The organism is Hyphomicrobium sp. NDB2Meth4 (assembly GCF_900117445.1).
In the GTDB taxonomy this organism is placed as follows: domain Bacteria; phylum Pseudomonadota; class Alphaproteobacteria; order Rhizobiales; family Hyphomicrobiaceae; genus Hyphomicrobium_A.
Map to the genome: position 1 here is coordinate 83,213 of NZ_FPEJ01000001.1, position 20,745 is coordinate 103,957.

Here is a 20,745-nt window from a genome sequence, read left to right on the forward strand (position 1 = left end):
CCCGCTGTGGGCTGTAGGAACCAGGCACCTGGCCAAGATACACCGCCTTGGCGCGCCGCTGCTTCCTCGCCCACCGCCCACACGACGCAATTGGAGCCATCTAAAGTATGAGCCGCCCGCTTCCCAGCGACCTCACCGCACTCTCTGCCACGGCCGCCGCGACCGCGATCAAGGAGGGGGCGATTTCCTCTGTTGATCTTGTCAGCGCGTGCCTTGAACGCATCACCGAGCGCGAGCCAGAGGTCGGCGCTTGGGCGCATCTCGACCCCGACCTTGCGATCACTGAAGCGCGCGAAGCCGATGCGCAGCTTGACCGCGGCGATGATGTCGGCCCCCTGCATGGCGTCCCCATCGGCGTCAAAGACATCTTCGACACTGCCGACTATCCAACCGAAAACGGATGCCCCATCTTTGCCGGCCGTCGTCCCGAGCGCGACGCAACGTGCGTCGCGGCCCTGCGCGCAGCGGGCGCCATCATCATCGGCAAGACGGTCACCACGGAGCTGGCGCTGTTGACGCCCGCTCGCACGCGCAACCCCGTCAATCTCGGCCACACGCCCGGGGGATCGTCAGCAGGTTCAGCTGCCGCCGTTGCAGATCACATGATCCCGGCCGCGCTCGGCAGCCAGACTGCCGGGTCGATTATCCGCCCGGCTTCCTTCTGCGGCGTGTACGGCTTCAAGCCGACGCTTGGCCTCATCCCCCGCGCGGGCGTGCTGATGCAGTCGCATACACTCGATACGGTAGGCGTTTACGGCCACTCGATTGAAGACGTGGCCCTTCTCACTGACAGCATGGCGGCACTTGAGCCCGATGATGAAGTCAGCTTCCGCCGCAGCCGCCCAAGCCTGCTCGCCACGTCGCGCGCCCGCCCACCTGTCCCGCCACGCTTCGCATTCGTGAAGCCTCCGCCCTGGTCGGACGCCGATCCCGAAATGCAGGCCGCATTAGAGGCTCTCATCGCCCGCCTTGGCGACCGCGCCGTCGAGATCGAAATACCAGTCCTGGCCGATGTCATCGAATGGCAGCGCATCGTACAGCTCGCCGAAAACGCCCATTATTATGGCCCGCTGCTGGACGAAGCCCCGCAGCACATCTCCGCTGGCCTCACTCAACGACTGAAGGAAGGTCGCGCCGTCGACGCGCAGACATACTTGCGATCGATCACCGGCCGCGAGCCAGCCTACCGCACCATCGCTATGGCCATGCGCGGTTTCAGCGCCATCCTCACTGCCGCCGCACTAGGACCGGCGCCCGAAGGCTTCGCGATCACCGGGAGCCCGATCATGAATGGCCTGTGGACCTACCTCGGCATGCCCGCGCTGTCGCTGCCACTGCTCGAAGCGAAGGGTTTGCCCGTCGGCGTTCAGCTGGTCGGCCTCCGCCACGACGATGCGCGCCTGCTTCGCACAGGACGTTGGCTGGCAGATGCGGTAACTGGCCAGGGCTGAAGCGTGCGCCTAGTCTGCGGCAGGCCACGCTGCCCACGGGAACGGCTTCTCGTCGCTGACGAAGGTGAGGAATTTGGCCGTGTCCGCGACCCATTTCGCCAGCGAACTGCCGAACTTCACCAGCTGACGGTTGGGCTCACCCGAGAACAAGAGCCACAGGAATTGCGCGATCGCCGTCACGCACAGAAGCGTTTGCGCAATTCCGAACGCCAGCGCCAGAAGCAGCATGTAGAGGCCGCGCATCCACACGGCGATGTCGCCGAAGGAGGACTTGCGCTCCGGCGTCACGGCGCCGGTTGAGGTCTGCTCGATAGGTTCCATGGCAGTGCTCCTCTTCGTGTCGCCTCGGCCAGCAGGCAGAGCGCGACGCCTCGATTCACTCCATCTCCCCCCGATAATCCCTCCGTAGTCTTACCTTTTGATTAGCCCTTTTCGCCCGTCTCCGCGAGCTGAAACGCATTGCCCTCGAGATCGCGCACGAGCGGAAAGCCGAACGCCTGCCGGTAGAACTCCGACAGGCGCTCAACGTCTTGAACATAAAGAATGATACGCGCGAGCTTGACGCCCATGGCGATCCTTATGCGAGCTTGAACGGCATGTCCTTGCCGGCGAAGAACGCGTCGATGTTGTCGAGCGCCTCGAAGCCCATCTGATTCCGCGCTTCGACCGCCGCCGATCCCAGGTGCGGGAACAGGAACGTGTTCGGCAGGTCGTAGTAGCCCTCGTTGATGTTGGGCTCACCCGCGAAGACATCGAGACCGGCATAGCCCAGACGACCCGACTTCAGCGCCGCGATCATGTCCTCGTCCTTGACGAGGTCGCCGCGCGCCGTGTTCACGACGATGGCGCCCTGCGGCAGCTTCTCGATCACGTCCTTGTTGAAGAAGTAGCGCGTCTCCGGCGTCGACGGCGCGTTGATCGAGAAGAACTGCGACACGCCGAGCAGGCTGTCGAGGCTGTCGTGATACGTAGCGTTGTACTTCGCCTCGACCTCGGGCTTCGCACGGTAGATGTCGTAATAGTGGATGTTCATGTCGAACCCGCGCGCGCGCTGCGCCAGCGCCTGGCCGATCTTGCCGAAGCCGTAGATGCCCAGGTTCTTGTTGTCGAGGCGCTGGCCAACGAGCTGCAGCGGCTGCCAGCCCGGCCAGGAGTGCGTGCGGATCATGCGCTCACCCTCGGAGGCGCGGCGCGCCGAGCCGAGCAGCAGCAGCATGGCGATCTCGGCCGTGGCGACCGTGACACCGTGCGGGGCGTTGCCCACCTTGATGCCGCGCGCCTTGCAGGCTTCCAGATCGATGTGGTCGAAGCCGATCGAGAACGTCGAGATGCACTTGATGTTCTCGGGCACCCGGTCGATCACCGCCTTCGGGCACTTCTCGTTCAGCGTCAGCAGGATCGCGTCTACCGACTTCGCCGTCTCCAGCATCTCGTCGACGGTGATCTTCGGGTTGTCGCCGTGCGCGATGACATCGTAGCTCTCGCGGGCGCGGGCCATGACGGCCTCCGGCAGAGGCCAGGTGATCAGGATTTTTTTCTTGCTCATGGGACGTCTCCCCCGGAAGGCCAACCTGTTGCGGGACTAAAGTCGAAGCCCGCTCGATACATGGCCGCGATCCATGCCGCAATGGGCCCCGCCTGACAAGCGCAGCGACACGTTGGGCAACGCTTTCTTCACCATACCGGGGCGAAAATCTCCCCCTCGCATGCTGCGCTGCCGAAAGACCCCGCGGATCCTCTCCCTCTCAAGCGGAGCTGACCTCCATGCTGAGAGCAATCGTTCTCACGCTCGCCGTGCTGGCGGGGGCAAAAATATGGGTCCAAGATCGCCTCTACCGCGACGGCGCTGAGGAAGCCCTCATCCGCGCCTACCGCGAACGCGCGATCGCCGCGTGTCAGAGCACCTATATGCCCGTCTCCGGCATCGCGGCCCCGCTTTGGACGCGTCCCAGCACGGTAGACCTGGTCATCGGCCGCTCGAACGTCGATGTCCGCTTCTGGCAGCTCGCCAACGAGCGCTGGCCGCTGCGCTTCAAGCACCCCCACGTGGTCCTGACGCTCGCCAACGCTGGCGCCGCCCCCGTCTGCGAGTACGACGTGATCGAGGAGCGCGCCTACGTCACGCAAATGTAGCCGGGCAACAAAAAGCGCCGGCAGCCTCTTTCAAGACCGCCGGCGCCCGGGAGCACTGAGACCGACTTAGTACCGACTTAGTAGTGGAACTTCACACCGCCGTAGGCCACCAGCGGCGGAGCCGGTGTGATTGTGCGCGCGTTCGTGAAGAAGTCGGCGCCCGTTGCGGGATTGGCTTCCGAAGCTTCGTTCGCCGCTTCCAGGTTGAAGTAGTTGCCGAACAGCCCGTAGTGCGAATTGAAGAGGTTGTAGATGAGGCCGTAGAGCTGCACGTTCTCCGTGAGGTCGTAGTAAGTGTGCAGATCGACCTTGGCGTAGCCACCCAGCGGCGCAGTGTCGTTGCCTTCGTCGCCGTAGAAGACCTGGCTGGAAGCCGCCGTGAGGTCGGCACCGAACCGCCACTGCGGCGTGATCAGGTAATCGAAGCCCGCCTTGAAGCGGCTCAATGGAATGCCGGGGATACGATCGCCGGAATTGACCTGCACGCAGGTCACTTCTTCACCGTCGTTCTCGCCGCATTCGAACGCGACCGGATTGTTCGGCGACGGCAGGATGAAACTCGACTGGAACGTCGCATCCACCAGCGCGTAGTTGGCGTACATCATCCAACGCTGGTCCACGTACCGGCCGCCGATTTCAACGCCCTGCCGCAGCGTGTCACCGATGTTGTCGAAATAGCCGCGGCCCGTAATCGGCGCCGCCACCGTGTAGATGTCGTTGGTGTTGAGGGCGCGGAAGAGCCCCGCGCTCCACTCGAACCGTTCATTGTTATACCCCTGGAGCTTGCCACGCAGGCCAAGCTCCCAGGTGTGCGACACGACCTGCTCCAGCGGCGGGTCTGCCGTCAGGAAGCTTTCGAGCAAGCACGGATTATTGGGATCAGCGCAAGCAAGCTCGGCCGGCGTCGGAGCGCGGTTGGCTTCCGCATAGCCACCATACAGCGTCAGTCCCGGCGAGATCAGATACGTGGCGCCGACCATGGGATTGAAGCGCTGATAGCTATTGTTGCCGTTGAGCTCGGGAGCGAGGCCAGACTTGTCCTCGATCAGCACGCGAGCGAAATTATAGCGGCCCCCAACCGTAAGCGCGAGGTCGGTCGTGAGATCGACCGTGTCTGACAGGTAGAGACCTACATAGTTATTGGTGGTGGCCAGATTACGCGGCTGCACGTCATCCGGCTCGGTCAGCAGAATGTCGAGGCTGTTGACCACGAACAGGGGCTCGAACGATCCGAGCGTAGAGTTCGCACCGTACGACACGTTGCCTTGATCGTAGCTCGCGCCGATCAGGAATTGGTTCTTGAAACCGGCAATGTAGTCCTTGTTGACCGCCTGCCCTGAGAAGCCAAAGCTGTTCGTGATCTGCGAGGTGCTATCCAAAGATCCGAGAGTATCGGCGATATCAGTCGGAATGGTGCCGTCGGCGTTAACACCGGGTCCCGAGCCGCCCATTTCCTCGCCTTCGAGACAGAGAATGCTGGGGTCGCCGGCGCACGCCGAAGCCTCGGAGATGTTGCCGTCGATGTGCGATTGCTTGAACCACCGATAGTAGCCGACACCCTGCAACGACCACGTTGGCGACACCTCGATGCTGCCGTTGGCCGAGATCATCGCCACCTGGTTCTTCGTCGTCTGCGGCGAGGTGAAGGTGTTGCTCCAGCTGAGGTCGAGTAGCTGCTCGGGCGCTGCCGCAGTCACGCCGACAAAGTTCGCGGCACCCGTGAAGTTCAAGTGGAATTCCGTGCCATCACCCCTTGCACCGATATCCGCATACATGCGGCGGATGCGCGACTGCGAGAAATCGCGATAACCGTTGTCGTGGATGCCTTCGAGCGACATGAACCCAGCCCACGAGCCGCTGTTGCCACCGACGGCGAGCCCGCCCTGATAGCGACCGAACGAGCCACCCATGATGTTGAGCTCAGCGCCCTGATAGTTCCAGCCGTCGCGCATCATGATCGTCAGCGCGCCGCCCAGTGCGTTCAGGCCGAACACCGGGTTGGCGCCGATCAGCGTCATGCCGCTGATGGCGTTGTCCGGAAGGAAGTCGTAGTTGACGATGTCGCCGAAGCTTTCGTTGATGCGCACGCCGTTCTGATAGACTGCAAGCCCCTGCGGCACGCCGTTGACCGGCGATGATTCATAGCCGCGGAACTGCAAGTTGCGCTGGAACACGTTGCCCTGCGCATCTTCTAAGATGACGCCCGGGACCGTCTGCTGCAGCACTTCCGGCACGGACGTGTAACCCGTTCGCGCGAAGTCCTCCGCGCTGGCACGGCCGACGCCGCCGGGGAACTTGCCGATCGGAATGGCGCTGCCCTGCACGGGCGACATCTGCACCGAGCCGCTGTCGATGCCTCCCTCGCCCGGCTCATAGGTAGCTGGCGTATCGAGAAGCTGTACCGGCTGCGGTGTGGCGGTGACTGGAGGAGCTGCTGGCGCGGGAGCCGGTTGCGGGGCCGGTGAAACCACCTGCTTCTTCGTCGGCGCGGGCTTCTTGGCAGCCGCCTTGGGTGCCGGCTGCGCCTTCTTCTGAATGACCTCTACCGGCGGAAGCTGGTTCGCCGCGGGGACCGGCGGCGTCGGCTGTTGCGCTGTCGCGTTGGGCGCGGCAGCCGGAGGCGCTGTGCCAGGTGCGGGCGCTGCCTGAGCTGGCGGCGAAGCTGGCGATGGAGCCTGCGACGGCGTCCCTGAAGGCGGCGCGCCCTGTGCCGGCGCTGCCTGCTGAGGTGCGGGAGTGGTTGCCTGCTGCGCACCTGCTGGAACAATCAATAACGCAGTTACGCCAGCCGCCCGCGCCAACCGTCTCAGGCCTCTGCCGTCCATCTCGCCCCCTCGAAGAATGAATTTTTGCTGTTTGCACTCCTTCGGCAACGCAACGACGCAACTCAGGAAACCACGCAGTGAAATTCGGGAAAAATTCCCGAATTCTTCTTGTTTTCTGCTGCGACTCAAATCGCAACATCAAAAGAATTGCAGGGTGGGCCAGATGCCGCGTCAAGCGGCCCACGGAACCGCAACTGTGTATCACTTGCCAAAAGTTGCCTTCAGGCCACGCACAGCTCTTCCACAAGTGGCAAACACAAAAGCCCTCCTCGCGAACGAGAAGGGCTTCGGTGGTCAGCAGGGCAGGAGTAGCTCTGCGAGTTGGCTCAGTACTTGATCTTGACGCCGCCGTAGGCCGCGAAAGGCATGGCCGGCGAGATCGTGCGCGGGTCGTTGAACCCGGCACCGCCTAAGGCCTGGTCGACATCGCTGACGTCGTCAGCCTCGAAGTAAGTGCCGTAGAGGCCGTACCTGCTGTCGAACAGGTTCTTGACCAAGCCGTAGATCTGGAACTTCTCGGTGACGTCGTAAGACGTATGCAGGTCGACCCGTCCATAGCCGCCGAGCATCGACGAAATGCCGTCCGCGTCAGCCTCTTCTTTCGCCTCGTTCGGGAACAGCGGCTGATCGCTCGCGGCTACCACGTCGGCGCCGAACTTCCACTTCGACGTCAGCCAGTAGTCGAAGCCAGCCTTGAAGCGGTGACGCGGGATTCCCGGCAACCGATCTCCCGCCTCGAGGAAGGCGCACTCACCGCTCGGGTCGTCGCACTTGTCCAGCGTAGCGTCGACGTAGGCGTAGGACCCGTACACGCTCCACTTGCGCGTTTCATACGTGGCGGAAAGCTCAACGCCCTGGCGCAGCGTATCGCCGGCGTTGACGAAGTAGATGCGTCCTGCGCCCCCCGATTCGGTGACTGGCAGAATGTCATCCGAGGCCAGGGTGCGGAACAAACCCGCGCCCCACGTATAGACGCCACCATTCAGCACGCCTTGCCCGCGCAGGCCGATCTCGCCCGTGCGCCCGACCACCTGCTTCAGCGGCGGATCGTCGGTCAGGAAGCTCTCGATGAGGCAGGGATTGTCGGGCTCGGCGCAACCAAGCTCGGCCGGCGTCGGCGCACGATTGGATTCCGAGTAGCCGCCATAGACCGAAAGCCCCGGAGCCAGTTTGTAGTTGGCGCCCGCCATTGGATTGAAGCGCTCGTAGGTGTTGGTCGTGTTCAGTTCGTCGAACAGCCCGGTGTTATCAGTCAGCTTGATCCGAGCGTAATTGTAACGCCCACCGACCGTAACCGTGAGGCGGTCGGTCACGTCGAGCGCGTCGGAGAAGTAGGCGCCCCAATACGTGTTCTCGGCGTCTAGGTCACGTGGAGAAAGCTCGTTCTCTTCGTCGCTGACGATGATTCCCGTTCCCTCGACCACATACTTGGGGCCAATCGTGCCAAGCTCGCTCGAGGTTTTGTAGTTGGTATCGCCGTGATCGTACGAGACGCCGGCGAGGAACAGGTTACGCTTGCCGAACAGCTTCGCTCTTTCCTGCGCCTCGATCACGCCGCCCCAACTGCTGCTTGTCGTGGCGAGACGCTCGATCGAGCCATAAGGCTCCTCAAGGTCGATGCCTGCGGGAGCGGGACCGATGTTGATAGGCTCGTCGGTCCCGTTATAGAGCAGAGGATTACCATCGACGCAGAGGTAATCACCACACTCCTCCGCCTCGGTCAGGTTGCCGTCGACAACCCGGTTTTTATAGCGGCGATAATAGCCGACGCCGGAGAAGGTCAATGTATCGGTTGCTTTCACGCTGGCCGACACAGATGGCATCAAGACTTCGAGATCGGTCGTCTGTGGTGATGTGAAGGTATTGCTCCAGCTCCTGTCGAGCAACTCTACAGGGGCCGCCGCCGTCGCACCGAAGTGATTGCTGGCAGCCGTCAGGCTGAAGTGCATCTCGGTGTAAGTACCCTTGAGGCCGAGGTCGCCATAGAAGCGCTTGACCTCGCTATCCGAGAAGTCGCGGAAACCGTCATCCTCGAACACCTCCGAGGCGACATAGAAGGCGGCGTTACCGCTGGAGCCGCCAGCCTGCACACCAACCTGCTTGCGCCCGAACGAACCGAACATGATGTCGAGTTCGCCGCCCTGATAGCTGAAGCCGTCCTTCATCGCGATGCTGACGGCGCCGCCCAGCGCGTTCAATCCGAACGATGGGTTGTTGCTGACGACCGACATCGACGAGATGGCATTGCTCGGCAACACATCCCAGTTGACCACATCGCCGAAGGCTTCGTTGATGCGCACACCGTTCTGGTAGACGGCAAGGCCCTGCGCACGGCCGCTCACCGGCGAGGCATCAAACCCGCGATATGAAAGCTCTGCACGGAGCGGATTACCGGCTGCGTCGGAGATGATGATGCCCGGCACTTTCTGCTGCAGCGCCTGCTGTATCGAGCCGGTGCCTTCTGCTTCGATGTCGGTGTCGGTGACATTGGTGACCGCGCTCGGCACCGTGACTGGCGGCGCGGCTGATACGGCGGCGGGAGCCTGAGCAGCGGCAGCTTGCGGCGCACCACCTGAACCGGAACCGACACTGCTGAGCGGAGATACTGCCGGCGCCTTCTTCTTGGCGCGCACCGCTTTCTGGCTGGGCGTGTCTTGGATGACTTCCACCGGGGGCAGCTCAGCGGCCGCCGAAGCCGGTGCTGGAGCGGCGTTGCCACCTTGCTCCTGTGCTAGCGCGGTAGTCGAAGCCAGACCAACCAGACACAATACGGACGCAAACGCCGTCGCGGAACGCATTACTCGATTCCCCCAGTTACGCGAGGTGACTAACTCACCGATCCGGCCGGGCCTTTGTGTTGCGAACCGCCACCGTTCGCCAGCCCGTTCCCGTCGTCACCCTTTCCCTCAAACTTTCCCGTTGCTCGGGATATTTTCTGAAGGGGGGCGTAATTAACTGAGGTAGAAAAGTCTCCCGCCGTACTCTGGTCAAGGTTGCGCGGCAGCCGTCCCGACAAACCCAGAGGCGGTGTGTCTCACGCGCATCGAATTCGGGAAAAAATCCCGGTTGGCTCGGGAGTTATTCCCGGCAACCGGTGCTCTCATTTCCGTATTTGACAGGGGTCGTCTGCGCAGTGTTACTTCATTCAGTGGCGCACAGGTGGAAACTCATCCCCGGCTACGTCGCCGAGGCATTTGGCTGGCTCCCCTGGGACACCGAAAAATAGAGCCGACCGTATAAGGATCGGCCGAGGGAGGAAGAGCAACGATGCGATCGCACTCGCAGCAACCAGACGTCGAGAAAGTTTAGCAACTCACACGGTCGCCCCTGCGCAACAAATGATGCCACGCCAAGTCTTTGACATAGGCGACCGCTTCATCGAGCGTCCGGGACGTTCGGATCAACAATGAACTGGTTGCGACCCATGAAAACAATAAAGTCCAAATCGAGCGCGGTCATCGCTGTCCTCACCGCCCTGTGCGTCAGCTCGGGACTCGCCGCTCAGGAAACGCCCTCTGCTCAGTCCGACACAGGCGGTGAAGGTGTGACCGTTGAGCTCAACAAGCTCGAACCGTCCGACAAAGGTTGCCGCGCCTACATCGTCGTGAGCAATCCGACGCAAGCCTCTTACGATGCGTACAAACTTGATCTTGTACTGTTCCAGACGGATGGCGTCATCGGACGCCGCCTGGCGCTCGATCTGGCCCCCGTCCGGGCAGATAAGCGCACCGTTAAGCTGTTCGACCTCGAGGGAACGCAGTGCGACACGATCGGCAACTTCCTCGTTAACGACGTGCTCGATTGCAAGACTGCATCCGGCCCGGTTGCCAATTGCCTGGCCAACCTCAAGGTCAAATCGCTGACCAAGGCTGAAATTTCAAAGTAAGGGTTTCGCCAGTGATAGTGTTCGCCGCCGCCGCCCAGCAGGACTACTCCTTCTACGGCATGTTCATGCAGGCCGACCCGGTGGTGAAGGGTGTCATGATCGGCCTTGTCGTCGCCTCGGTCGCATGTTGGGCCATCATCTTCGAGAAGATGATCCGCCTCATGTGGTTGCGACGGCAAGTCCGCCGGCTCGAAGCCGTTGCCCGCAGCGGCACGGCTAGCGACACCGAACGCGGCCTTATCAAGCGCCTGCTCGATTCCGGCGAAGACGAGCTGAACGACGGCGCATCCCGCAACGAAGATCGCAGTGCCGTACGCGCACGCATCGAGCGGGCCCTGCGTGGCACGCTGAAAAGCGAATTGCAGCGGCAGGAAGCGGGGCTTCCCTTTCTCGCCACCATCGGTTCCGCAGCACCGTTCGTCGGTCTCTTCGGTACCGTTTGGGGCATCATGAACAGCTTCACCGCCATCGGCCAGCAGCAGGACACCAGTCTCGCGACGGTTGCTCCGGGTATTGCCGAGGCTCTGCTCGCGACCGCGCTCGGTCTGGCGGCAGCCATCCCAGCCGTGATGGCCTACAACGCTGTATCCGTGTCGCTCGGCCGCCTCGCCGCGCGCGCCAACACATCTCTCACCGAGATCGCAAAGAAGATGTCGCGGCCCACTTCCGAGACCGTCGTCCCGATGCGCGCAAGCAAGGGACACTGAGCTCCGATGGGCGCGTCTGTAAACCTTCCGCAGGCAGATGATGATGACGGCGTTGGCTATCGGCCGATGGCCGAGATCAATATCACGCCGATGGTCGACGTCATGCTGGTCCTGCTCATCATCTTCATGGTGGCAGCTCCCCTCATGGTAGCCGGCGTTCCGGTCGATCTGCCGAAGACGACAGCTCCGCGACTAGGCCAGGCAAAAAAGCCGATGGTCGTGACACTCACACCCGATGGTCGTTTCCAGATCCGCGACGAGTTCATCGACCGCGCCAGCCTCGTCCCCCGCTTGCGTCAGATCCGCGCCGAGGAAGGCGACGCAGTTGTTTACGTCCGCGGCGACACGAAAGCAGCTTATGGCGACGTCATGGAAGTTCTCACCCTTGTCGGTGAGAGCGGCTATGCACGCGTCTCGCTTTTGGCTAAGGCCCAATCCCGTTCGGCCCCGCCGGCTCAGAATTAATATAGCGCAATGCAGTTGCTCCGCCCAATTGCAGTCTTGCTTTCGCTCGCCGCACACGGAGCGCTAGCCTTTGCATTCGTGACATCCGAACCTGCTGTATCGGCATTCGACGCGGGATCGGGCGACGACAGCTTCAGCACCGACCTCACCGTCACAATCGAAGGCTCGGCGATGTTGGGCGGCGCCGAAGAAGTCGTCGAGGCGGTCGACATCGCGCCGGTGCAGGAGATGCAGCAGTCGGAGCCGGTCGAGACCAAAGAGCCCGAACTGAAGGACATCGTCACCTCGTCCGAGGCTACCACCGAAGCACCCGTTGAGATCGCCGAAGCAAAGCCGGTCGAGGAAGAAAAGCCCGTCGAGATGACGGCCCAAGCCGTGGCACCGATGGTTGCCGCCGAGCAGCAGAGCGTCGGCTCCAAGCTCAGCGGCGCCGACGTCACCGCGCGGCGTCTTTACATGGGCGAGATCGCCAAGAAGCTGCAGCGGCATAAAGTCAATCCGCGTTCCGCGCAGACCGGCACGGTCCTGCTGCGCTTTACCGTCGACCCCCAGGGCGAGATCGTCTCGCGCACGATCGTGCAGAGTTCTGGCTCAAAGCTTCTTGACGATGCGGCCTTGGCATCGCTGGAACGATCCGCGCCGTTTCCTCCTCCGCCCGGCGATGCCCAGACCGGCGGCTCCTTGGAACTCCAGGTCCCCTTCCATTTCTTGACCCGCTGATCGAGCGCGGACGCGGGCACCATCTCGCCATCGCATTTCCGCCTTGAGCGCCAATCCGCGTGCCACCCCGGCACGCGCCTCAACACTTTATTTGTCTCAGGAACAGACGCCGATTAACCGGCCGTTATCGGCTGCCCGATACCGTCGCCACGTAAAAAAGGGTTCAATATCCGGCGATGTTTAGCGGTCCGCTGTCCAAGCCAAAACCGTCCTCCCTGATGAACGAGTACGCCTCGCTTCTGGGCGACGCGATATTGCGCCATCGGGCCCGTGTGGCCGAACGCTCGGCTCGCGTCGAGGCCGAGCTCGCCAGCAAGCTGAAATCCGAGTTCATCGCCAACATGAGCCACGAGCTGCGCACACCGCTCAACGCCATAATTGGTTTTTCCAAGCTGCTGTCCGAACAGGAGCAGCGCCGCCTGTCATCCACCCAGGTGACCGACTACGCCAACCTCATTCACGACGCCGCGGGGCATCTGCTCGCCGTCATCAACAACATCCTGGACATCTCCAAGATCCAAAGCGGCAAGTGCGTGATGGAAGCGCGCGAGGTGAACCTGTGCGAGGTCCTGAGCGCTTCTGCTTCCTCGTTCCGCCTCATGGCTGAGAATGCAGGTGTCGTGCTGGAGCAGCGCATCGATCCTGATCTGCCGTTGATCCGGGGCGACGGTGTGCGTCTGCGCCAGATATTCACTAACCTCATTTCCAATGCGCTGAAGTTCACCAAGGCCGGCGGTCGAGTTGCGATCATCGCCTCAGCGCGCCCCGGTATCGTTGCGATTGCCGTCAGCGACACCGGCATCGGGATGACACCCGAGGAAGTCGCTGTCGCCCTGACACCCTTCGGTCAAGCCGACGGCGGCCACGCACGCTGGCGCGACGGAACAGGCCTCGGTCTTCCCATCGCCCGCGCCCTCGTCCAGTTGCATGGCGGCTCTGTAAACATCGACAGCGTGAAGGGCCGGGGCACGACTGTTGAGGTGATCATCCCCACGCGTGCCACCGCTACCGAATCCGATAGTTTTCAGCAGGATATTGCCTCGTGAGCCATATTGCGGACGCCCAGCGCTTCATGTCCAACATTCCACATGAGACGAGCGCCGCCGATCGCTCCATCGGACGCATCGTCTCGGTAACCGGCTCCAAGGCAATCGTTCTTCTCGATAGCCCGAAGGAAGGCCAAGTCCGCCCCGTGCGTCCCGACATGGGCACGCTTCTGGCAATCGATACTGCCAACACCATCGTGCTGGCGATCGTCTCGGCCCTGAGCGTCCCGGTGCCTGCACACCGCGAGGATGAAGGCGAAATCTGGATCGCCGAACTCGGTCTCGTGGGCGAACTTTGGCCCGATGAGGCCGGCCAAGCCAACGTCTTCGCGCGCGGCGTGACAGCGTATCCCTCACTCGGCAACCGCGTGCGCGTCGCCTCGAAAGCCGAGCTTGCCGCCGCCTTCTGGGGCGAGCCGGGACACTCGGTTCGCGTTGGAAGTATCCGCCAGGATAGCACCATCCCCGCGATGATCCGCGTCGATGAGTTGCTGGGCAAGCACGTCGCCATCCTCGGCACCACCGGCACCGGCAAGTCGTGCACCACGGCACTGATCCTGCGCGCAATCCTCGAGCAGAACCCGGCGGCGCACATCGTGCTGCTCGATCCGCACAACGAATACGCCACCGCTTTCGCCGAATGGGCCGAGGTCATCAGCCCTCGCAACATGCAGCTCCCCTTCTGGCTCCTCAATTTCGAGGAGCTGATCGAGGTGCTCATTTCAGATCCTTCGCGCAAGGCCGAGATCGAGATCCTGCAGGAGCTGATCCCTATCGCCAAGGCGCGCTACAGCGCCGGCCGTGCTCGGGATAATCAGGTCGTGCGCCGCTCGATCATTCCCGAGCAGGCGCGCTTCACCGTCGACACCCCGGTGCCGTATCGCATATCCGACCTGACCGGCCTCATCGACGAGCGCATGGGCAAGCTGGAGAACAAGCGCGATCTCTCACCCTATCGCAACCTTCGCGCCCGCATCGACGCCATCTCGCAGGACGGCCGCTACGCCTTCATGTTCGGCTCGCTCACCATCTATGATGGCATGACGCAGGTGTTGAGCCGCCTGTTCCGCGTGCCCGTGAACAACAAGCCGATCACCATCGTCGAGCTGACCGGCCTGCCGACTGAGATCATCAACGTCGTCGTATCGGTGCTCGCGCGCATGACGTTTGACTTCGCCCACTGGAGCGAGGGCAAAGTCCCCGTGACGCTCGTTTGCGAGGAAGCCCACCGATACGTGCCGGCATCCGATCATCTCGGCTTCGAGCCGTGCAAACGCGCCATCGCCCGCATCGCCAAGGAAGGCCGCAAGTACGGCGTTGCCCTGTGCATCGTCTCCCAGCGTCCCGCCGAGGTCGACGCCACCATCCTTTCCCAATGCAACACCGTGTTCGCCCTGCGCATGTCGAACGACCGCGACCAGGAAATCGTGCATTCGGCCATCAGCGATACCGGATCGGGCCTGCTCGAATTCCTGCCTTCGCTCGGTCAGCGCGAAGCTCTCGCCTTCGGCGATGGCGTTGCCTTGCCCGTCCGCATCAAGTTCGATCTGCTGCCCGCGCACTGCCTGCCTCGCTCGACGACGGCTCGCTTCACCGAGCACTGGCAGAAGTCGGTGGGTGACGACGGCTTCCTGGAGCAGGTCGTCGAGCGCTGGCGCACGTCCGACATGGCCGCGGGTATCGACTTGGGTCCCCATGTGGCCCCGCACCCCGACCATCATGAAGCTGAGTACACGCCCGCGTCCGAAAGCTCGCGGTCAGCGCAACAACCGCGTCAGCCCCAGCAGCCGCACGCCTGGACCGCCTCATCGAGCGTGCGCAAGGAAACACCGCAGCAGCGATCTTCCGATTTGTCGGGGCAGAATTTCGGCGAGGAAGATCGCGAACTGGCTGCGGAATCGACCTTCAAAACGCTGCGCGACCGTCTGATTCAGCGCCAGCAGCGCTGACAGACGGCGCCCTCAGCGCGCCGATGAATCGTTTGACCGAATGGAAACGATGCGGCGCGTGCTGCCGGTGTCTTCTGCCGGTGCGATTGGCGTAGCGGCCATCATTTGGCCGAAGCGCCACCAGCTCACGGGGATCATTGCGAGGTAGGCAATGCACGCACCCGTCAGCGTGGCGAAGGGATAGGTCACGAGCAGAGCCACAAAACCCACCGCCAGCATGAAGAGCGGCATGACGTATTCGCGCGATATGCGTTCGCCGAGCAGCTTGCCCGAGAAGGTGGGAATGGTCGACACCATCATGAAGGCGATGACGACGGTATAGACCAGCACCACGTCGAGCATCGCCGCCGAGGTGCGAATACCCTCGAAACCCAAGTGTTCGATGTAGACCGGCAGCAGCACCACGATCGCCGCTGCCGGCGTCGGCATGCCGCTGAAGTATGCCGCCTGCCACTTCGGCTTGTCTTCGTCGAGGGCGACATTGAAACGCGCAAGTCGCAGCGCCGATGCCAGCGCAAAGATCATCACACAGATCCACCCGAGGCTCTTGAACTCGCCGAGCCCAAGCCCCCAGGTGAACAGCAGAAACGCCGGTGCGACGCCGAAGTTGACGAAGTCGGCGAGGCTGTCGAGCTCAGCACCGAAGCGCGAAGACGCTTTCAGCAACCGAGCCACGCGCCCGTCGATACCATCGAGCAGCGCTGCAAAAACGATCGCCGCCAGCGCCAGCTCGTAGCGCCCTTCGATCGACATGCGGATCGAGGTCAAACCCGCACACAGCCCAAGGATGGTGAAGAAGTTCGGCACCAGCATGCGCACCGGAATGCGCTGATGATGAAACATGCGCGCCCCCCGGCGGCGCCGGGTCTCACGTTCCAGTCGCGGAAGTACCGGGTCCATGCCGAACGCCTTCTGCTCACGAAATCCCCTGCGCCAGTGCTTGACCTTGACCATACTCAGCTCCGCCGCGCCACGCGCTCCGGTTCCGTCGACTGCAGATCGGCCAGGACTGTCTCACCGGCATTGGCGAGCTGGCCCACCGACACAAGAGCATTCTTGCCGGGCGGAAGATAGACATCGACGCGCGAGCCGAAGCGGATGAGTCCCAGCCGCTCGCCCACGCCGACGCTTTCGCCCTCGTGCACGAACGGCACGATGCGCCGCGCGACGAGGCCGGCAATTTGCACGACGCCGATCTCCGTCCCGTCCGGCTTCTCGATGATCATCACCCGGCGCTCGTTCTCTTCACTCGCTTTATCGAGGGCAGCGTTAAAAAATGCCCCCGGGATGTAGATCGAACGAACGAGCTTCCCCGAAACCGGCGAACGCGTGATGTGAACGTTGAGCACGCTCAAGAACGTCGAGATGCGCACCCGCGGCTCCGGCCCGAGCCCCATCTCAGTCGGCGGCGTCACAGTCTCGATTGCAGCGATGCGCCCGTCCGCAGGGGCGATGATCAGGCCATCGCGCAGCGGCGTGACACGATCGGGATCGCGGAAGAAATAGGCGATGTACAGCGCCGCGATCACGCAGATCCACGCCAGCGGCGTCCAGATCATGAAGAACAGCAGCGCTAGCCCCGCCGCGATGGCGATGAACTTGTGCCCGTCGCGGTTCACCGGCGCGAGGCTGTCCATAATGGTGTCGATAATGCCGTGACGATTGGACACCGGCTCACTCCCTCGATCGTATTGTTTCTCAACGGCGCCATATACCGGCGCCAAAGCCTCAGCGAGGCCGCCTATTCCACCGGCACAGAGACGAACCTGTGCCCGCCCTTTGAATCTTCCACTTCGAGCATCATTGTCTTGCGCTTGCTCTTGCGTACCGTCTCGATGCGCATGCTCAAATCCTTGGGGCCGGTAACCGGCTCATTTGCTGCCTGGACGATGACGTCACCAACCTTGATGCTCCCGGCCGCGGGGCTCTTTGGATCGATGGCGTCGACCAGCGCGCCCTTCACGTCGGCATCGATGCCGTATTTCGAGCGCAGCGCATCGGTGAGCGCGGAAAGCTTCAGCCCAAGCACATCAACGCCCGAGGCTGCCGGCTTCGCATCTTCGTCCTCCGGCGACTTCTCGTCTTCCTCCGACAGGCGGCCAACGGTGATCTGAAGCGTCAGACGCTCGCCCTTGCGCAGAATCTCCACCGGAACCTGTTTGTCGATCGGCGCCCGCGCGACGAGACGCGGCAGCGAGCGCATGCTCGTCACATCTTCGTTGGCGAACTTCACGATCACGTCGCCTGCCTTGATGCCCCCGTTCGCGGCCGGTCCCGCAGGTGTCGTCGCGGCGACGAGTGCGCCCGCGTTCTCAGGCAGTCCCAGCGCCTGGGAAATTTCTTCCGAAACCGATTGGATCTTCACCCCGAGCCAGCCGCGCCGCACCTCGTGGAACTCGACCAGCTGCTGCACCACCGGCGCCACCGTATCGGCAGGCACGGCAAAGCCGATGCCGATCGACCCTCCGGTCGGCGAAATGATCGCCGTGTTCACGCCCACGACTTCGCCATCCATGTTGAACAGCGGCCCGCCCGAGTTGCCTTTGTTGATCGAGGCATCGGTCTGCAGGTAGTCGTCGTACGGCCCCGAATTGATGTTGCGCGCCTTGGCCGAAATGATACCCAGCGTGACGCTGCCACCGAGCCCGAACGGGTTGCCGATCGCCATCACCCAATCGCCGACGCGGATCGCCTGCGAGGAACCGAACTTCACTTCTTTCAAGGGATACTTCGGCGTCACCTTCAGAACGGCAATGTCGGTTTTGGTGTCCTTGCCCAGCAGCTCCGCCTTCAGCTTCGACCCGTCATGCAGGTTGATCTGAATCTCTTCCGCACCGTCGATCACGTGGTTGTTGGTGACGATGATGCCTTGCTTCCCGTCGACGATGAATCCAGAGCCCAGCGACGACACCATGCGATCCTGCGCCGAGTGCCCGCCGCGGTTATCGAAGAAATCCTCGAAGTACTCATGATAAGGCGAGCCCTTAGGCACGCTCGGCAGCGGCAATCCTTGCGGGCCCTTGATCGCTTGGCTGGTCGATATATTGACCACCGCCTCGATTAGGCCGTCTGCGATCGGAGCCACCGATTCAGGACCGCGTGCCTGAACTGCCGCCGGCGCGAGCAGCGCACAGCACACGGCAGCCATCTTCGAACGCTGAGACAACCACGCACCCGCCCGAGCACCGCACCGCAATCCGCCGCGCGCCGTCATCCCAAGCATTGTTCTTATCTCCTGTCGGTCTAGCCGGCCAACAGCCGCACGTAACCCGCGTCCCTGATAACCCCGGGGCGCGGCCAGTGGATGGCAAGCCGCGATCCCTGTCAACGCGGCCCAGCTGCCGCCGGGCCGCCAGCATCGCGGGTGGTCAGCCACGGATCAGCCAGACGAGGCCGAGGCCGATCGCCACCGAGCTCCACCCCGCAGCGCGCAGCGAACTCTGCGGCACGGAGGCCGCCGCCTGCAAGAATCGTTCGGCAAGATTGGGCGTCAGGGCCCAGAGAAGCCCCTCGATCACCAGGACCAGACCGATGCCGACGACGAGGTCGGCCATCAGCGTGGCGGCTGGGTCGAGGGCTGAGGCTTGCCGTGCGGATCAGCGAAGTAGCGGAAGAAGTCGCTGTCAGGCGACAGCAGAAGCCGCGTGTCAGCGGATTTCAGACCCCGCTCGTACGCCTGCATCGAGCGATAGAACTCGAAGAACTCCGGATCCTTGCTGTAGGCCTCGGCGTAGATCTTGTTGCGCTCGGCATCGCCACCACCGCGCAGCTCCTCGCCCTTGCGGGTTGCTTCTGCCTCGATGACAGTCGCCTCGCGATCGGCCGTCGCCTTGATGCGGTTTGCCTCGGCGGCGCCCTGCGCGCGGAACTCCGCCGCCTCTCGCTGACGCTCGGCACGCATGCGGTCGAATACGCTCTTGGAGTTCTGCTCGGGCAGGTCGGCTCGCTTGATGCGCACATCGACGACCTTCAGGCCGAACTCGTTGCCTTCCTGGTTCACCTGCTTGGCAATGCGCTGCATCAGCTCTTCGCGCTTGTCACGCACGACATCCTGGAAGGTAGCGCCACCGAGAACACGCCGCAGCGCCGAGTCGATGATCGGTCCCAGCCGCGAGCGCACGGCCTCTTCATAGCGCAATGTCTGGTAGAACTTCAGCGGATCGACGATGCGGTAGCGCGCGAAGCTATCGACGACGAGACGCTTCTGGTCCGCCGCCGTCACTTCCTGCGCCTGGCTGTCGAGATCGAGAATACGCTTGTCGTAGATCTCGACCGTATCGATGAACGGCGCCTTGAAATAAAGGCCGGGATCCGTCTGCACGCGCAATGGTTCACCGAACCGCAGAACGAGCGCCTGCTCGTTCTGGTGCACGATGTAGGCGGAGGTGTAAATGCCAACGGTCGCAAGACCGGCGACGATGATCAGCAGAGCAAGCAGCGCACGCATGGGTTAGTTGGCTCCGTCCGTGTTGGAGTTGCTGCGGCCCTGCAGCTTTTCGAGCGGCAGGTAGGGCACGACACCGGACCCGGACTTGCTGTCGATGATGATCTTGTCGGTTCCGCCCAGCACCCGCTCCATGGTCTCGAGGAACATGCGCCGGCGCGTTACTTCCGGAGCGTTCTTGTACTGATCGTAGACCTGCGTGAAGCGCGACGTCTGACCGGTGGCATCATTCACCACCTGCTGCTTGTAGCCCTCGGCTGCCTGAATGATGCGCTCGGCCTCGCCGCGCGCCTCCGGCACCACCTTGTTGAAATAGGCATAAGCTTCGTTCTGCAGGCGCTCCTTATCGGCGCGCGCGGCCTGCACATCGCGGAATGCGTCGATCACCTCGGCCGGCGGATCGACCTTCTGCAGTGTCACCTGGTCGATCTGGATGCCGGCACCATAGCTGTCCAGCGTCTTCTGCATCAGCGCCTGCACGGCTTCTTCGGTCTTCTGCCGCTCCTGCGTCAGGATCGGCTGGATGTTCGACTGACCGACCACCTCGCGCATGGCGCTCTCGGCGACTTCCTTCACCGTCGTGTCGGGATTCTGGATGTTGAACAGGTACTTCTCGGCATCGCGGATGCGCCAGTAGACCACGAAGTTGATGTCGACGATGTTTTCATCGCCCGTCAGCATCTGGCTCTCATCGCCCGCATCGCGCAGGGCACCGGTGCGGCCCGCACGGCCGATCTCGATGATGTTCTGGCGCGTCACCTTAGGCAGGCGCACTTCGTCGATCGGATAGGGAAGGCGGAAGTGCAGACCCGGCGGATACTTGCCGACATACTTGCCGAAGCGCATCACCACGCCGAGTTCGTCAGGATTGACGCGGAAGGTGAACGCCTGCCAGGCAATGACCGAGCAGGCGACCACTGCCACCAAGAACAGCAGCGGGCCCGGAACGCCGCCGCCGTGCATCACCTGCTTGACCTTGTCCTGTCCCCTCTTGAGCATCTCTTCGAGGTCGGGCGGCTGTCCGCCGCCACCACCGCCCGGACCCTGACCCCACGGGCCTCCACCGTTGCCGCCGCCGCTTTTCCAGCCGCCGCCGCCACTTTGATTGCTCCAGGGCAT

Annotated in this window: 19 protein-coding genes; 8 read left to right on the plus strand and 11 right to left on the minus strand. The window is 62.8% G+C overall.

Annotated elements, in window-relative coordinates; translation table 11 throughout:
• Positions 1-107: 107 nt before the first annotated feature.
• Entirely contained in the window at positions 108-1,451 is a 1,344-nt protein-coding gene (locus tag NDB2M4_RS00375; protein WP_072369028.1) for an amidase, read from the plus strand.
• A gap of 9 nt (positions 1,452-1,460) precedes the next feature.
• On the opposite strand, the gene NDB2M4_RS00380 is transcribed toward NDB2M4_RS00375, so the two are convergent.
• From NDB2M4_RS00380 to NDB2M4_RS00385, 3 genes are all read right to left on the minus strand, one after another.
• Positions 1,461-1,772, minus strand: a complete 312-nt coding sequence (locus tag NDB2M4_RS00380) for a DUF4389 domain-containing protein (protein WP_083555555.1) — start codon at positions 1,770-1,772, stop codon at positions 1,461-1,463.
• 101 nt (positions 1,773-1,873) lie between these two features.
• On the minus strand, positions 1,874-2,020 hold the full coding sequence (locus NDB2M4_RS19880; protein ID WP_139247032.1) for a VOC family protein: 147 nt from the start codon (positions 2,018-2,020) through the stop codon (positions 1,874-1,876).
• An 8-nt stretch (positions 2,021-2,028) separates the two neighbouring features.
• Complete coding sequence (locus NDB2M4_RS00385) at positions 2,029-2,997, minus strand: 2-hydroxyacid dehydrogenase (protein WP_072369029.1); 969 nt, start codon at positions 2,995-2,997, stop codon at positions 2,029-2,031.
• Positions 2,998-3,215: 218 nt separating this feature from the next.
• On the opposite strand from NDB2M4_RS00385, the gene NDB2M4_RS00390 reads away from it, so the two are divergent.
• A complete protein-coding gene (locus NDB2M4_RS00390) occupies positions 3,216-3,584 on the plus strand; it encodes a hypothetical protein (protein WP_072369030.1) in 369 nt (122 codons plus the stop codon).
• A gap of 77 nt (positions 3,585-3,661) precedes the next feature.
• On the opposite strand, the gene NDB2M4_RS00395 is transcribed toward NDB2M4_RS00390, so the two are convergent.
• Complete coding sequence (locus tag NDB2M4_RS00395) at positions 3,662-6,409, minus strand: TonB-dependent receptor (RefSeq protein ID WP_083555557.1); 2,748 nt, start codon at positions 6,407-6,409, stop codon at positions 3,662-3,664.
• A 326-nt stretch (positions 6,410-6,735) separates the two neighbouring features.
• Positions 6,736-9,207 (minus strand): TonB-dependent receptor, encoded by a 2,472-nt coding sequence (locus tag NDB2M4_RS00400; protein ID WP_072369031.1) that lies wholly within the window; start codon positions 9,205-9,207, stop codon positions 6,736-6,738.
• A 626-nt stretch (positions 9,208-9,833) separates the two neighbouring features.
• Between NDB2M4_RS00400 and NDB2M4_RS00405 the strand changes: the two genes are divergently transcribed.
• From NDB2M4_RS00405 to NDB2M4_RS00430, 6 genes are all read left to right on the plus strand, one after another.
• A complete protein-coding gene (locus NDB2M4_RS00405) occupies positions 9,834-10,295 on the plus strand; it encodes a hypothetical protein (RefSeq protein WP_244536006.1) in 462 nt (153 codons plus the stop codon).
• Positions 10,296-10,306: 11 nt separating this feature from the next.
• The gene (locus tag NDB2M4_RS00410; protein WP_072369032.1) at positions 10,307-11,002 is read left to right on the plus strand and encodes a MotA/TolQ/ExbB proton channel family protein; all 696 of its coding nucleotides are present in this window, start codon (positions 10,307-10,309) and stop codon (positions 11,000-11,002) included.
• A gap of 6 nt (positions 11,003-11,008) precedes the next feature.
• A complete protein-coding gene (locus tag NDB2M4_RS00415; protein ID WP_072369033.1) occupies positions 11,009-11,467 on the plus strand; it encodes an ExbD/TolR family protein in 459 nt (152 codons plus the stop codon).
• Positions 11,468-11,545: 78 nt separating this feature from the next.
• A complete protein-coding gene (locus NDB2M4_RS00420; RefSeq protein ID WP_171987990.1) occupies positions 11,546-12,187 on the plus strand; it encodes an energy transducer TonB in 642 nt (213 codons plus the stop codon).
• 218 nt (positions 12,188-12,405) lie between these two features.
• Entirely contained in the window at positions 12,406-13,233 is an 828-nt protein-coding gene (locus NDB2M4_RS00425) for a sensor histidine kinase (protein ID WP_244536007.1), read from the plus strand.
• Complete coding sequence (locus NDB2M4_RS00430; protein ID WP_244536008.1) at positions 13,230-15,182, plus strand: ATP-binding protein; 1,953 nt, start codon at positions 13,230-13,232, stop codon at positions 15,180-15,182. The genes NDB2M4_RS00425 and NDB2M4_RS00430 overlap by 4 nt, the downstream gene beginning before the upstream one ends.
• A 12-nt stretch (positions 15,183-15,194) precedes the next feature.
• On the opposite strand, the gene pssA is transcribed toward NDB2M4_RS00430, so the two are convergent.
• From pssA to hflK, 6 genes are all read right to left on the minus strand, one after another.
• Positions 15,195-16,136, minus strand: coding sequence for a CDP-diacylglycerol--serine O-phosphatidyltransferase (gene pssA / locus NDB2M4_RS00435; RefSeq protein ID WP_244536009.1), 942 nt, complete (start codon positions 16,134-16,136; stop codon positions 15,195-15,197).
• A 2-nt stretch (positions 16,137-16,138) separates the two neighbouring features.
• Complete coding sequence (locus NDB2M4_RS00440; RefSeq protein ID WP_072369036.1) at positions 16,139-16,852, minus strand: phosphatidylserine decarboxylase; 714 nt, start codon at positions 16,850-16,852, stop codon at positions 16,139-16,141.
• 71 nt (positions 16,853-16,923) lie between these two features.
• Entirely contained in the window at positions 16,924-18,405 is a 1,482-nt protein-coding gene (locus NDB2M4_RS00445) for a Do family serine endopeptidase (protein WP_244536010.1), read from the minus strand.
• Between the two features lie 145 nt (positions 18,406-18,550).
• Positions 18,551-18,736: a DUF2065 domain-containing protein gene (locus NDB2M4_RS00450; RefSeq protein ID WP_072369038.1), complete on the minus strand. Its 186-nt coding sequence runs from the start codon at positions 18,734-18,736 to the stop codon at positions 18,551-18,553.
• Positions 18,736-19,629, minus strand: coding sequence for a protease modulator HflC (gene hflC, locus NDB2M4_RS00455; RefSeq protein WP_072369039.1), 894 nt, complete (start codon positions 19,627-19,629; stop codon positions 18,736-18,738). The genes NDB2M4_RS00450 and hflC overlap by 1 nt, the downstream gene beginning before the upstream one ends.
• Positions 19,630-19,632: 3 nt before the next feature.
• The gene (hflK, locus tag NDB2M4_RS00460) at positions 19,633-20,745 is read right to left on the minus strand and encodes an FtsH protease activity modulator HflK (RefSeq protein ID WP_072369040.1); all 1,113 of its coding nucleotides are present in this window, start codon (positions 20,743-20,745) and stop codon (positions 19,633-19,635) included.